Annotated in this window: 10 protein-coding genes and 3 pseudogenes; 5 read left to right on the top strand and 8 right to left on the bottom strand. The window is 36.6% G+C overall.

Going from position 1 to position 13,480, the window contains the following annotated elements:
- Nucleotides 1-35 precede the first annotated feature (35 nt).
- Together ABWU71_RS04525 and ABWU71_RS04520 are read left to right on the top strand one after the other, a co-directional pair.
- Complete coding sequence (locus ABWU71_RS04525) at nt 36-1,130, top strand: AAA family ATPase (RefSeq protein WP_353284128.1); 1,095 nt, start codon at nt 36-38, stop codon at nt 1,128-1,130.
- Between the two features lie 233 nt (nt 1,131-1,363).
- Nucleotides 1,364-1,835: pseudogene (locus ABWU71_RS04520) on the top strand (IS5 family transposase); the annotation flags it as partial.
- Nucleotides 1,836-1,863: 28 nt separating this feature from the next.
- On the opposite strand, the gene ABWU71_RS04515 reads toward ABWU71_RS04520, so the two are convergent.
- Together ABWU71_RS04515 and ABWU71_RS04510 are read right to left on the bottom strand one after the other, a co-directional pair.
- Nucleotides 1,864-2,723, bottom strand: a protein-coding gene (locus tag ABWU71_RS04515) for an IS630 family transposase (RefSeq protein ID WP_353284124.1) whose coding sequence is annotated in 2 segments (ribosomal slippage) — nt 1,864-2,399 and nt 2,399-2,723 — 861 coding nt in all. Because the reading frame shifts where the segments join, the coding sequence is not laid out codon by codon here.
- Entirely contained in the window at nt 2,696-3,535 is an 840-nt protein-coding gene (locus tag ABWU71_RS04510; protein WP_353284133.1) for a hypothetical protein, read from the bottom strand. The genes ABWU71_RS04515 and ABWU71_RS04510 overlap by 28 nt, the downstream gene beginning before the upstream one ends.
- 216 nt (nt 3,536-3,751) lie before the next feature.
- Here ABWU71_RS04510 and ABWU71_RS04505 point away from each other — a divergent pair, with 216 nt between their 5' ends.
- The gene (locus tag ABWU71_RS04505) at nt 3,752-6,367 is read left to right on the top strand and encodes a valine--tRNA ligase (RefSeq protein WP_353284132.1); all 2,616 of its coding nucleotides are present in this window, start codon (nt 3,752-3,754) and stop codon (nt 6,365-6,367) included.
- A gap of 63 nt (nt 6,368-6,430) precedes the next feature.
- The gene (locus tag ABWU71_RS04500) at nt 6,431-7,525 is read left to right on the top strand and encodes an AAA family ATPase (RefSeq protein ID WP_353284131.1); all 1,095 of its coding nucleotides are present in this window, start codon (nt 6,431-6,433) and stop codon (nt 7,523-7,525) included.
- 36 nt (nt 7,526-7,561) lie between these two features.
- Here the strand turns inward: ABWU71_RS04500 and ABWU71_RS04495 are convergent, their stop codons facing one another.
- Together ABWU71_RS04495 and ABWU71_RS04490 are read right to left on the bottom strand one after the other, a co-directional pair.
- On the bottom strand, nt 7,562-7,708 hold the full coding sequence (locus ABWU71_RS04495; RefSeq protein WP_353284130.1) for a hypothetical protein: 147 nt from the start codon (nt 7,706-7,708) through the stop codon (nt 7,562-7,564).
- Nucleotides 7,705-8,028, bottom strand: a pseudogene (locus ABWU71_RS04490) (transposase); the annotation flags it as partial. The gene ABWU71_RS04495 and the pseudogene ABWU71_RS04490, both read right to left, overlap by 4 nt.
- 61 nt (nt 8,029-8,089) lie before the next feature.
- Between ABWU71_RS04490 and ABWU71_RS04485 the strand changes: the two are divergent.
- Nucleotides 8,090-8,949, top strand: a protein-coding gene (locus ABWU71_RS04485) for an IS630 family transposase (RefSeq protein WP_353284129.1) whose coding sequence is annotated in 2 segments (ribosomal slippage) — nt 8,090-8,414 and nt 8,414-8,949 — 861 coding nt in all. Because the reading frame shifts where the segments join, the coding sequence is not laid out codon by codon here.
- A 28-nt stretch (nt 8,950-8,977) separates the two neighbouring features.
- Here ABWU71_RS04485 and ABWU71_RS04480 read toward each other — a convergent pair.
- From ABWU71_RS04480 to ABWU71_RS04465, 4 genes and pseudogenes are all read right to left on the bottom strand, one after another.
- A pseudogene (locus tag ABWU71_RS04480) lies at nt 8,978-9,449 on the bottom strand (IS5 family transposase); the annotation flags it as partial.
- A gap of 233 nt (nt 9,450-9,682) precedes the next feature.
- Nucleotides 9,683-10,777: an AAA family ATPase gene (locus ABWU71_RS04475; protein ID WP_353284128.1), complete on the bottom strand. Its 1,095-nt coding sequence runs from the start codon at nt 10,775-10,777 to the stop codon at nt 9,683-9,685.
- A 63-nt stretch (nt 10,778-10,840) separates the two neighbouring features.
- Entirely contained in the window at nt 10,841-11,350 is a 510-nt protein-coding gene (locus tag ABWU71_RS04470; protein ID WP_353284127.1) for a class I tRNA ligase family protein, read from the bottom strand.
- Between the two features lie 54 nt (nt 11,351-11,404).
- Nucleotides 11,405-13,456, bottom strand: coding sequence for a valine--tRNA ligase (locus tag ABWU71_RS04465; protein ID WP_353284126.1), 2,052 nt, complete (start codon nt 13,454-13,456; stop codon nt 11,405-11,407).
- Between the last annotated feature and the right edge of the window lie 24 nt (nt 13,457-13,480).

Raw genomic sequence — 13,480 nt, 5'->3', positions numbered from 1 at the left:
CATGCTATTGTAATCATTATTAGTATGAGGGAATAGTGAGGGATTTGTATAGTAAAACCAATGCACCATATCTTATAGCTGGTGTTGTTGCTACTTTGGTATTGCTTGCATCTGGGACACTTGCTGTTGCTCCTTATGTTGAGTTCTTGTCTTCAGTTGCAGCCTTTAATGTAGCTCTTCCTATTGCTTTGAGTTTGTCTATACTTTCTATTTTGGTGCTTGTACTTTCATGTAAAATGATCAGCCAGAGTAAAAAGCTTGATGCACAAAAAGCAGAACCTAATGAAAAAAATGGATTAGCTAAAGAGCAAGAAAATATAATACAAAGCTTAGAGCCTCAAATCAAAGAGCTAAATAAGAGGCTTGGTAGTCAATACAATGAAATTGTAAAGCTAATTGGTAGTGCTGCAAAAAAAGATGAAGTGGAAGAGCTAATTAGTAGTTTCACGGCAAAATTAGATGAAATTTCAAAGCAAGCTAATAATGCTACAACAAAAGGTGAAATGAAAGAGCTAAGTAAGAAGCTTAGCGATAAAATGGAAAAGCTAATTGGTAGTCTCATAACAAAAGAGGAATTAGAAGAAAGGCTTGGTAGTCTCATAAAGAAAGTTGAAGTAAAAGAAGAGCTGCGGATGAAGTTTTATGAAAAAGATGAAGAAAGAGGAAAGATAACATTTGATGATGTTATACTTCCAAACAATATAAAACAAAAGTTGATAAGGATTTATGAACCAGATGCTCTAGAAAATGGAGAAGGATACATTTTGTATGGTCCACCAGGAACTGGTAAGACTATGACTGCTAAGGCGATTGCAAGTGAAACTAGATTCAAATCTGCATTTATAAGTGTTTCTGGATCTGATTTGCTTAATGTGTCAAATATAAATAAGGTTTTTGAGAAAGCAAAAAAAAACACTCCTTGTATAGTTTTTATAGATGAAATTGATAGCATTGGCAAAATACGCAGTGATAATAATGTAGAATCTTTAAATAATTTATTAGCTGAATTGGATGGATTTGAATCTAGAAAAGGTGTGACGGTGATTGCTGCAACTAATCACTTAGGTGTTTTAGATAGGGCACTTATTAGGGGAGGTGTTTGTCCATACACATTAAGATTCCTACATTAGACACAGACACACGTAAAAAATAATAAATGAGTATTTTCAGAAGAAAGAATTGCAAAATATATTTATTGACACAATTTTAAGCAATACTAAAGAGAATTTTTCACCAGCAAATCTGATTAGTTTATTAAAGGAAATAGAAGGTTGTGCAAGTAAAGTACTTGACAAGACTAAGAACCTGTACATGATCTCAAGAAAGGAATAAACTAAGAGATAATATATATAAGTTAGGATATATGAGGAGTTTATACCCAAGTGATATAAGTCGGGAAAGATTTGAGATTATGTTACCAGATCTAGAGTCCTGTAGAAAAAAAACAAAACCAAGGAAACTTGATTTGTATGATGTATTTTGTGGAGTGTTATACGTTCTGAAAAGCGGTTGTCAGTGGAGAATGCTACCAAAAGAGTTTCCAAAATGGCGCAATTGTTACGACTATTTTAAGAAGTGGAGTGAAAAACCAGATGCAGATAAAGAAAGTGTTCTGGAGCTGGTGTTAAAAAAAAATAGTTGGCGTGGTCCGACAAAACAATGGTCGGAAAGAAAAAACCAGCTTCTGCATAATTGATGCACAGAGTGTAAAAAATGCAGATACTGCTGAAGAAAAAGGCTATGATGCAGGCAAAAAGATTTCAGGAATAAAACGCCATATTGCAGTAGATACGCAAGGTTTGCCCCATGCAATTTATATAACAACAGCAGAGATATAGCATTTCTCATAATAGTCCGAACAGGTCATAGGAAGGCAGAATCAACAGCACGACGAAAGGATTCGAATAGAGGAATGTTTTTCCTAGCTCTGTTTTTTATAGCAAACCAATGATGCTCAATTTTGTTGAAATCTGGAGAATACGGCGGCAGATACAAAATTTCTGCACCAACTCCTCTAGCAAGCTCGATAATCTTACCAGACTTATGAAAAGTAGCATTGTCAAGAATGACAGTCTGTCCAGGTTCCAAGATCGGTGTCAAAAATTGCTCAAACCATCCATTAAAAACATCCATATTACAGTGGCCTTCAAAGGTTAATGGAGCAACTATCTTTCTTCTACTTAAGGCTGCAACCATACTGATTCGTTGAGTTTTCTTTCCAGATTTTAGGCCATAAAACCGCCGTCCTTTCTGGCAATACCCATATGGATAGTCCTCTGTGTTATCAATGCCAGACTCATCTATATAAACTAAGTTTTCTGGTTCTTTTGTTGCTATAATTTTTAAGAATTCAGCACGTTTTTCTTCGTTTCTTTCCTTGTATCCATATGTCTTTTTTCGCGCGTAAATCCAATTTTTCTGAGAGCTCGGTGGATCGTTTGGATACTAACGTTGCCCCAAAGTTTAGCCATTTCCGACAGAGTCTTTCCTCCGTTTTCTCTGGCAAATTTAGCAAAGGCATCCCAGTCGGTGATTTTGTGATTGTAACCTCCATTTCCAAGTTTTTTTGATTGAAAGTCTCCTGTTTCTTTTCTTCTTTGCTGCCACTCCCATAAAGTAGTTCGTCCAATTTTAAATCTTGCTGCCACTGTTTCTCTGCTTCCTCCCTCCTCTAGCGCTTCCATTGCTTTTTTCCTTAAGTCATAACTATACACTGCTGGCACTCAACCTCCTCATCATCGTCTATCCTTATCCTACCACCTCTAAGAAAAGAGCTATAAGTTTCCCAGATTCCATTGTCGGCTACTTTCGAGTTAACTCTACCTACTTCATCTACTACTTGTGCTTCCGCTCCATCTACTCGAGTACTAGGTAATACTGCATATGTAATACCACCAACTACGGCTGCAGATACTGCTGCTATACCAACCATTACCCAAATATCTAATCTCACTGTACATTTAAGTGCAATAAATGCTACCAACCCAGCAGTAGAACTCATACCAACAATAGCAGTGTACCGTGCAGTTTCTAATTCTTTGCCTTTCTTCTTTAACTGCTCTTCTAATGTTGTTTTTTCGTCTTTAGCTTGAGTCGATTGAGTTTGTAATTCTTGCTGTTTGTTCTCAGCTTCTCCCTTTACAGCTTCTAATTCTTGTGTTTTAGCTTTCAATTTTTCCTTTTCCTTTTCTAATTCTTGTTTCAATTTCTTCTCAGCTTCTCTCTTTGCAGCTTCTAATTCTTGTGTTTTAGCTTTCAATTTTTCCTTTTCCTTTTCTAATTCTTGTTTCAATTTCTCCTCAGCTTCTTTCTTTGCAGTTTCTAATTCTTTGCCTTTCTTCTCTAACTGCTCTTCTAATGTTGTTTCTTCGTCTTTAGCTTTCTCATTTGCATTTTCTAAGTCTGTTTTTTCCTTCTCTAACTGCTGAACTTTCTGATTTGCAGTGTCTAATCCTTTAATTGTTTCCTTTGCAGTTTCTAATTCTGCCTGAACTTTCTGATTTGCATTTTCTAATTCTTGTATTTTAGGTTTCAATCCTCCTGATTGTTTTTCAGGAACTTTTCCGTTACCTAGTTTGTGAGCTGAAGATGCAAGCATGATTTAAACCTCAATATAATATTTAGGCAGTGTAATGCCTTTAAAACTTAACGTCAAGTAATACTTTTCATAGTGTGTTATTTTCGTAAAATTTTGGCGTAGCCGTATTTGCTTAATTGTGCTAACTTAGAGCTTAAAACTTAAGAAATATTTATGTTAAAAGAAAAATACGGCTTTAAAGAAATTGAAGACAGATGCAACATATTGTGGGAAGGCAGTAAAGTTTATAAGTGGAATGGCGAAAAGGATAACACTTTCACTATAGACACACCTCCGCCAACAATATCGGGTAAATTGCATATTGGCCATATATTCAGCTATTGCCACACGGACTTTATTGCAAGGTTTCAGCGCATGCTGGGGAAAGATGTGTTTTACCCAATTGGGTTTGATGATAACGGGCTCCCCACTGAAAGATTGGTTGAACAAACCTATAAAACCCGTGCAAAAGAAGTTGGCAGAGAAAAATTTATAGAGATGTGCCATGAGGTTATTGAGAAATCAAAGCAAGAATTCAAGGAATTATTTAAATCAGTCGGCATTAGTTATGACTGGGATTTGGAATACCACACGATCAGCAAGGAAACTGTGACGCTTTCACAGATGTCATTCATCGATCTATGTAATAAGGGACATGCGTATAGAAAAATGCAGCCCATCCTTTGGGACCCGGTTGATAAAACCGCAATTGCGCAAGCAGAAATAGAAGATAAAGTTTTTGAGTCATCCTTAAACACGATAGTTTTCTCTACTCAAGAAAATGAGCAGATCAATATTGCAACTACGCGACCTGAATTACTTCCAGCATGTGTTGCAGTTTTTTGTCATCCAGAGGATAAGCGCTATACTCATCTGATTGGCAAAACAGCGGTAGTGCCAATAACAAAGGAAAAAGTACTAATCATTGCTGACGATAAGGTCAAAATAGATAAAGGCACTGGACTTGTTATGTGCTGTACGTTTGGTGATGAGCTTGACATATATTGGCAGCAAAAGCATAACCTGCCGATGAAAATTATCATCGATCAGGATGGGAGGATGAACCTTCATGATGTCATTCCAGTGCTTGACACTGGAATCCAGCCAGTGTCAGCTACTTGGGTGACAGAAGAAGCTGGTAATGGTGCTATTCCAGCATGTGGTCAAGAAAAAGAAGAATGGATCCCAGTGTCTGGGCACTGGGATGACACCATAGGTGGCACTGGAATCCAGGAAAAAGAACCAGTTTGGATGACAAACAATATACTAAATGAAATAAATGGACTAAAGGTTAAAGAAGCAAGAAAGAGGATGATCGAAATCCTAACTAAAAAAGGACTTTTGATAGAAGGCACTAACATTTCTCATTCTGTTAAGTGCGCAGAAAGATCTGGTGCACCACTTGAGATATTGCCTACTTATCAATGGTTTATCAAGACCTTAGAGCAAAAAGCTCAAGTATTAGATGAAGTAAAAGAATGCAATTGGCACCCAAGCAATATGCGTAAACGTATGGAAGTGTGGATAGAAGGGCTAAATTGGGACTGGTGCATCTCGAGGCAGCGCTATTTTGGTGTGCCATTTCCAGCGTGGTATTCCAAACGTAAGGGTGAAGAAGGCAAAATTATTCTAGCTGAAGTAAAGAACCTGCCTATAGATCCACTCAAAGATTTGCCAAAAGGGTATAGCAAAGAAGAAGTTATCCCAGATCAAGATGTAATGGATACCTGGGCCACAAGTTCAATTACTCCTCAATTGAGTGCACTGGCAGTAAACAGTGAGTTTAGTTTACCAAATCATCGCTATAATACGATATTTCCTGCAGATCTGCGCAGCCAGAGCCATGAGATAATAAGAACTTGGGCTTTTTATACTATTTTAAAGGCACATTATCATGCAAATTCTTTACCTTGGAAAAACATTATGATCAGCGGTTGGTGTTTAGCAGATGATAAGAAAAAGATGAGTAAATCAAAGGGTAACATCATCACTCCTCATGTAATACTTGAAACTTATGGAGCTGATGTAGTGCGCTATTGGGCAGCAAGCTTAAGGCTTGGAGTTGATACAGTCTACTCTGAAAATATATTCAAAATTGGCAAGCGCCTCGTTACAAAACTTTGGAACGCTAGCAAGTTTGTTTCCATGTTCATGGAAAAGCATCAAGTGATGAGCATAAATTCTGCTCACGAGACAATGGATAAGTGGATATTGTCTAAGTTATACAAAGTTATAGAAAGAGCAACGAATAACCTATTACAGTTTGAATACTGCGAAGCTTTGAGTGCAGTAGAAGAATTTTTTTGGAAGGATTTTTGTGATAACTACTTGGAATTAGTAAAAAAACGCGCGTACGGAAGCAGTGAAGCAACCTTAAGTGCAAAACAAAGCTTGGCGTATGTGTTAAATGTTATTTTGCGGTTATTTGCACCTTTCTTGCCTTACATTACAGAAGAGATATACCACCAGTTGTATAGTTATAGTTCTGTACACAATCAAAGCAATTGGCCGAGCAAAGAAGAACTTATCTATGATAAATATTCAGAGGAAATGGGAGATAATGTTATTCAGATATTAAACATTATCAGAAAGATAAAGGCAGATAATAATGTTTCAGTTAAGCATTTGATAAAAAAATTGGTGATAAAAGCGAGCGTACAAGAGGATAAGTTGGATCAATCTGCACAGGATGATTTGCAGGCAGTTTGCAATGCGGAAACGATAGAGTGGATGCAGTCTGAGCTTGAAACTGGAGACGGGAAATACATAGTGAATATAGACTTATACTGATTTTTATAGCTTTACTTCCTCTAATATCCATGCTATTGTAATCATTATTAGTATGAGGGAATAGTGAGGGATTTGTATAGTAAAACCAATGCACCATATCTTATAGCTGGTGCTGTTGCTACTTTGGTATTGCTTGCATCTGGGACACTTGCTGTTGCTCCTTATGTTGAGTTCTTGTCTTCAGTTGCAGCCTTTAATGTAGCTCTTCCTATTGCTTTGAGTTTGTCTATACTTTCTATTTTGGTGCTTGTACTTTCATGTAAAATGATCAGCCAGAGTAAAAAGCTTGATGCACAAAAAGCAGAACCTAATGAAAAAAATGGATTAGCTAAAGAGCAAGAAAATATAATACAAAGCTTAGAGCCTCAAATCAAAGAGCTAAATAAGAGGCTTGGTAGTCAATACAATGAAATTGTAAAGCTAATTGGTAGTGCTGCAAAAAAAGATGAAGTGGAAGAGCTAATTAGTAGTTTCACGGCAAAATTAGATGAAATTTCAAAGCAAGCTAATAATGCTACAACAAAAGGTGAAATGAAAGAGCTAAGTAAGAAGCTTAGCGATAAAATGGAAAAGCTAATTGGTAGTCTCATAACAAAAGAGGAATTAGAAGAAAGGCTTGGTAGTCTCATAAAGAAAGTTGAAGTAAAAGAAGAGCTGCGGATGAAGTTTTATGAAAAAGATGAAGAAAGAGGAAAGATAACATTTGATGATGTTATACTTCCAAACAATATAAAACAAAAGTTGATAAGGATTTATGAACCAGATGCTCTAGAAAATGGAGAAGGATACATTTTGTATGGTCCACCAGGAACTGGTAAGACTATGACTGCTAAGGCGATTGCAAGTGAAACTAGATTCAAATCTGCATTTATAAGTGTTTCTGGATCTGATTTGCTTAATGTGTCAAATATAAATAAGGTTTTTGAGAAAGCAAAAAAAAACACTCCTTGTATAGTTTTTATAGATGAAATTGATAGCATTGGCAAAATACGCAGTGATAATAATGTAGAATCTTTAAATAATTTATTAGCTGAATTGGATGGATTTGAATCTAGAAAAGGTGTGACGGTGATTGCTGCAACTAATCACTTAGGTGTTTTAGATAGGGCACTTATTAGGGGAGGTGTTTGTCCATACACATTAAGATTCCTACATTAGACACAGACACACGTAAAAAATAATAAATGAGTATTTTCAGAAGAAAGAATTGCAAAATATATTTATTGACACAATTTTAAGCAATACTAAAGAGAATTTTTCACCAGCAAATCTGATTAGTTTATTAAAGGAAATAGAAGGTTGTGCAAGTAAAGTACTTGACAAGACTAAGAGCCTGTTCATAATCTTTTCAGAAGTAAGGCAGTGAAAGCCAGAACGACCATTTGTAGGCTAGTATTGAGTTTTCGCTCACAATTTTTCCACAATCTTCTACATTTTTCTAACCAAGCAAAAGATCGCTCCACAACCCATCTTTTGGGCAATACAACAAAGGAATGTAATTCATTTCTTTTTATCACTTCAACGGTTGCACCAATAATCGTTTTTATTTGAGTTGCAAAATTCTCTCCAGTATAGCCTGCATCAACCAGTACATTTTTAACTCCCGAGAGGTTTTCTTTTGCATTTTCGACCATTCTCACAGCACTGCTACGGTCAGTTATAGCTCTTTTCATAGAAGTCCGGATGTGATAAGATAAGGATAGACGATGATAAGGAGGTTGAGTGCCAGCAGCATATAGTTATGACTTAAGGAAAAAAGCAATGGAAGCGCTAGAGGAGGGAGGAAGCAGAGAAGCAGTGGCAGCAAGATTTAAAATTGGACGAACTACTTTATGGGAGTGGCAGCAAAGAAGAAAAGAAACAGGAGACTTTCAATCAAAAAAACTTGGAAATGGAGGTTACAATCACAAAATTACCGACTGGGATGCCTTTGCTAAATTTGCCAGAGAAAACGGAGGAAAGACTCTGTCGGAAATGGCTAAACTTTGGGGCAACGTTAGTATCCAAACGATCCACCGAGCTCTCAGAAAAATTGGATTTACGCGCAAAAAAAGACATATGGATACAAGGAAAGAAACGAAGAAAAACGTGCTGAATTCTTAAAAATTATAGCAACAAAAGAACCAGAAAACTTAGTTTATATAGATGAGTCTGGCATTGATAACACAGAGGACTATCCATATGGGTATTGCCAGAAAGGACAGCGGTTTTATGGCCTAAAATCTGGAAAGAAAACTCAACGAATCAGTATGGTTGCAGCCTTAAGTAGAAGAAAGATAGTTGCTCCATTAACCTTTGAAGGCCACTGTAATATGGATGTTTTTAATGGATGGTTTGAGCAATTTTTGACACCGATCTTGGAACCTGGACAGACTGTCATTCTTGACAATGCTACTTTTCATAAGTCTGGTAAGATTATCGAGCTTGCTAGAGGAGTTGGTGCAGAAATTTTGTATCTGCCGCCGTATTCTCCAGATTTCAACAAAATTGAGCATCATTGGTTTGCTATAAAAAACAGAGCTAGGAAAAACATTCCTCTATTCGAATCCTTTCGTCGTGCTGTTGATTCTGCCTTCCTATGACCTGTTCGGACTATTATGAGAAATGCTATATCTCTGCTGTTGTTATATAAATTGCATGGGGCAAACCTTGCGTATCTACTGCAATATGGCGTTTTATTCCTGAAATCTTTTTGCCTGCATCATAGCCTTTTTCTTCAGCAGTATCTGCATTTTTTACACTCTGTGCATCAATTATGCAGAAGCTGGTTTTTTCTTTCCGACCATTGTTTTGTCGGACCACGCCAACTATTTTTTTTTAACACCAGCTCCAGAACACTTTCTTTATCTGCATCTGGTTTTTCACTCCACTTCTTAAAATAGTCGTAACAATTGCGCCATTTTGGAAACTCTTTTGGTAGCATTCTCCACTGACAACCGCTTTTCAGAACGTATAACACTCCACAAAATACATCATACAAATCAAGTTTCCTTGGTTTTGTTTTTTTTCTACAGGACTCTAGATCTGGTAACATAATCTCAAATCTTTCCCGACTTATATCACTTGGGTATAAACTCCTCATATATCCTAACTTATATATATTATCTCTTAGTTTATTCCTTTCTTGAGATCATGTACAGGTTCTTAGTCTTGTCAAGTACTTTACTTGCACAACCTTCTATTTCCTTTAATAAACTAATCAGATTTGCTGGTGAAAAATTCTCTTTAGTATTGCTTAAAATTGTGTCAATAAATATATTTTGCAATTCTTTCTTCTGAAAATACTCATTTATTATTTTTTACGTGTGTCTGTGTCTAATGTAGGAATCTTAATGTGTATGGACAAACACCTCCCCTAATAAGTGCCCTATCTAAAACACCTAAGTGATTAGTTGCAGCAATCACCGTCACACCTTTTCTAGATTCAAATCCATCCAATTCAGCTAATAAATTATTTAAAGATTCTACATTATTATCACTGCGTATTTTGCCAATGCTATCAATTTCATCTATAAAAACTATACAAGGAGTGTTTTTTTTTGCTTTCTCAAAAACCTTATTTATATTTGACACATTAAGCAAATCAGATCCAGAAACACTTATAAATGCAGATTTGAATCTAGTTTCACTTGCAATCGCCTTAGCAGTCATAGTCTTACCAGTTCCTGGTGGACCATACAAAATGTATCCTTCTCCATTTTCTAGAGCATCTGGTTCATAAATCCTTATCAACTTTTGTTTTATATTGTTTGGAAGTATAACATCATCAAATGTTATCTTTCCTCTTTCTTCATCTTTTTCATAAAACTTCATCCGCAGCTCTTCTTTTACTTCAACTTTCTTTATGAGACTACCAAGCCTTTCTTCTAATTCCTCTTTTGTTATGAGACTACCAATTAGCTTTTCCATTTTATCGCTAAGCTTCTTACTTAGCTCTTTCATTTCACCTTTTGTTGTAGCATTATTAGCTTGCTTTGAAATTTCATCTAATTTTGCCGTGAAACTACTAATTAGCTCTTCCACTTCATCTTTTTTTGCAGCACTACCAATTAGCTTTACAATTTCATTGTATTGACTACCAAGCCTCTTATTTAGCTCTTTGATTTGAGGCTCTAAGCTTTGTATTATATTTTCTTGCTCTTTAGCTAATCCATTTTTTTCATTAGGTTCTGCTTTTTGTGCATCAAGCTTTTTACTCTGGCTGATCATTTTACATGAAAGTACAAGCACCAAAATAGAAAGTATAGACAAACTCAAAGCAATAGGAAGAGCTACATTAAAGGCTGCAACTGAAGACAAGAACTCAACATAAGGAGCAACAGCAAGTGTCCCAGATGCAAGCAATACCAAAGTAGCAACAACACCAGCTATAAGATATGGTGCATTGGTTTTACTATACAAATCCCTCACTATTCCCTCATACTAATAATGATTACAATAGCATGGATATTAGAGGAAGTAAAGCTATAAAAATCAGTATAAGTCTATATTCACTATGTATTTCCCGTCTCCAGTTTCAAGCTCAGACTGCATCCACTCTATCGTTTCCGCATTGCAAACTGCCTGCAAATCATCCTGTGCAGATTGATCCAACTTATCCTCTTGTACACTCGCTTTTATCACCAATTTTTTTATCAAATGCTTAACTGAAACATTATTATCTGCCTTTATCTTTCTGATAATGTTTAATATCTGAATAACATTATCTCCCATTTCCTCTGAATATTTATCATAGATAAGTTCTTCTTTGCTCGGCCAATTGCTTTGATTGTGTACAGAACTATAACTATACAACTGGTGGTATATCTCTTCTGTAATGTAAGGCAAGAAAGGTGCAAATAACCGCAAAATAACATTTAACACATACGCCAAGCTTTGTTTTGCACTTAAGGTTGCTTCACTGCTTCCGTACGCGCGTTTTTTTACTAATTCCAAGTAGTTATCACAAAAATCCTTCCAAAAAAATTCTTCTACTGCACTCAAAGCTTCGCAGTATTCAAACTGTAATAGGTTATTCGTTGCTCTTTCTATAACTTTTTATAACTTAGACAATATCCACTTATCCATTGTCTCGTGAGCAGAATTTATGCTCATCACTTGATGCTTTTCCATGAACATGGAAACAAACTTGCTAGCGTTCCAAAGTTTTGTAACGAGGCGCTTGCCAATTTTGAATATATTTTCAGAGTAGACTGTATCAACTCCAAGCCTTAAGCTTGCTGCCCAATAGCGCACTACATCAGCTCCATAAGTTTCAAGTATTACATGAGGAGTGATGATGTTACCCTTTGATTTACTCATCTTTTTCTTATCATCTGCTAAACACCAACCGCTGATCATAATGTTTTTCCAAGGTAAAGAATTTGCATGATAATGTGCCTTTAAAATAGTATAAAAAGCCCAAGTTCTTATTATCTCATGGCTCTGGCTGCGCAGATCTGCAGGAAATATCGTATTATAGCGATGATTTGGTAAACTAAACTCACTGTTTACTGCCAGTGCACTCAATTGAGGAGTAATTGAACTTGTGGCCCAGGTATCCATTACATCTTGATCTGGGATAACTTCTTCTTTGCTATACCCTTTTGGCAAATCTTTGAGTGGATCTATAGGCAGGTTCTTTACTTCAGCTAGAATAATTTTGCCTTCTTCACCCTTACGTTTGGAATACCACGCTGGAAATGGCACACCAAAATAGCGCTGCCTCGAGATGCACCAGTCCCAATTTAGCCCTTCTATCCACACTTCCATACGTTTACGCATATTGCTTGGGTGCCAATTGCATTCTTTTACTTCATCTAATACTTGAGCTTTTTGCTCTAAGGTCTTGATAAACCATTGATAAGTAGGCAATATCTCAAGTGGTGCACCAGATCTTTCTGCGCACTTAACAGAATGAGAAATGTTAGTGCCTTCTATCAAAAGTCCTTTTTTAGTTAGGATTTCGATCATCCTCTTTCTTGCTTCTTTAACCTTTAGTCCATTTATTTCATTTAGTATATTGTTTGTCATCCAAACTGGTTCTTTTTCCTGGATTCCAGTGCCACCTATGGTGTCATCCCAGTGCCCAGACACTGGGATCCATTCTTCTTTTTCTTGACCACATGCTGGAATAGCACCATTACCAGCTTCTTCTGTCACCCAAGTAGCTGACACTGGCTGGATTCCAGTGTCAAGCACTGGAATGACATCATGAAGGTTCATCCTCCCATCCTGATCGATGATAATTTTCATCGGCAGGTTATGCTTTTGCTGCCAATATATGTCAAGCTCATCACCAAACGTACAGCACATAACAAGTCCAGTGCCTTTATCTATTTTGACCTTATCGTCAGCAATGATTAGTACTTTTTCCTTTGTTATTGGCACTACCGCTGTTTTGCCAATCAGATGAGTATAGCGCGTATCCTCTGGATGACAAAAAACTGCAACACATGCTGGAAGTAATTCAGGTCGCGTAGTTGCAATATTGATCTGCTCATTTTCTTGAGTAGAGAAAACTATCGTGTTTAAGGATGACTCAAAAACTTTATCTTCTATTTCTGCTTGCGCAATTGCGGTTTTATCAACCGGGTCCCAAAGGATGGGCTGCATTTTTCTATACGCATGTCCCTTATTACATAGATCGATGAATGACATCTGTGAAAGCGTCACAGTTTCCTTGCTGATCGTGTGGTATTCCAAATCCCAGTCATAACTAATGCCGACTGATTTAAATAATTCCTTGAATTCTTGCTTTGATTTCTCAATAACCTCATGGCACATCTCTATAAATTTTTCTCTGCCAACTTCTTTTGCACGGGTTTTATAGGTTTGTTCAACCAATCTTTCAGTGGGGAGCCCGTTATCATCAAACCCAATTGGGTAAAACACATCTTTCCCCAGCATGCGCTGAAACCTTGCAATAAAGTCCGTGTGGCAATAGCTGAATATATGGCCAATATGCAATTTACCCGATATTGTTGGCGGAGGTGTGTCTATAGTGAAAGTGTTATCCTTTTCGCCATTCCACTTATAAACTTTACTGCCTTCCCACAATATGTTGCATCTGTCTTCAATTTCTTTAAAGCCGTATTTTTCTTTTAACATAAATATTTCTTAAGTTTTAAGCTC

This window comes from Wolbachia endosymbiont (group A) of Lasioglossum fulvicorne (assembly GCF_964028605.1).
Taxonomy (GTDB): domain Bacteria; phylum Pseudomonadota; class Alphaproteobacteria; order Rickettsiales; family Anaplasmataceae; genus Wolbachia.
Note: the sequence above shows the minus strand (reverse complement) of the source record. Positions and strands in the feature narration are given on the sequence as shown.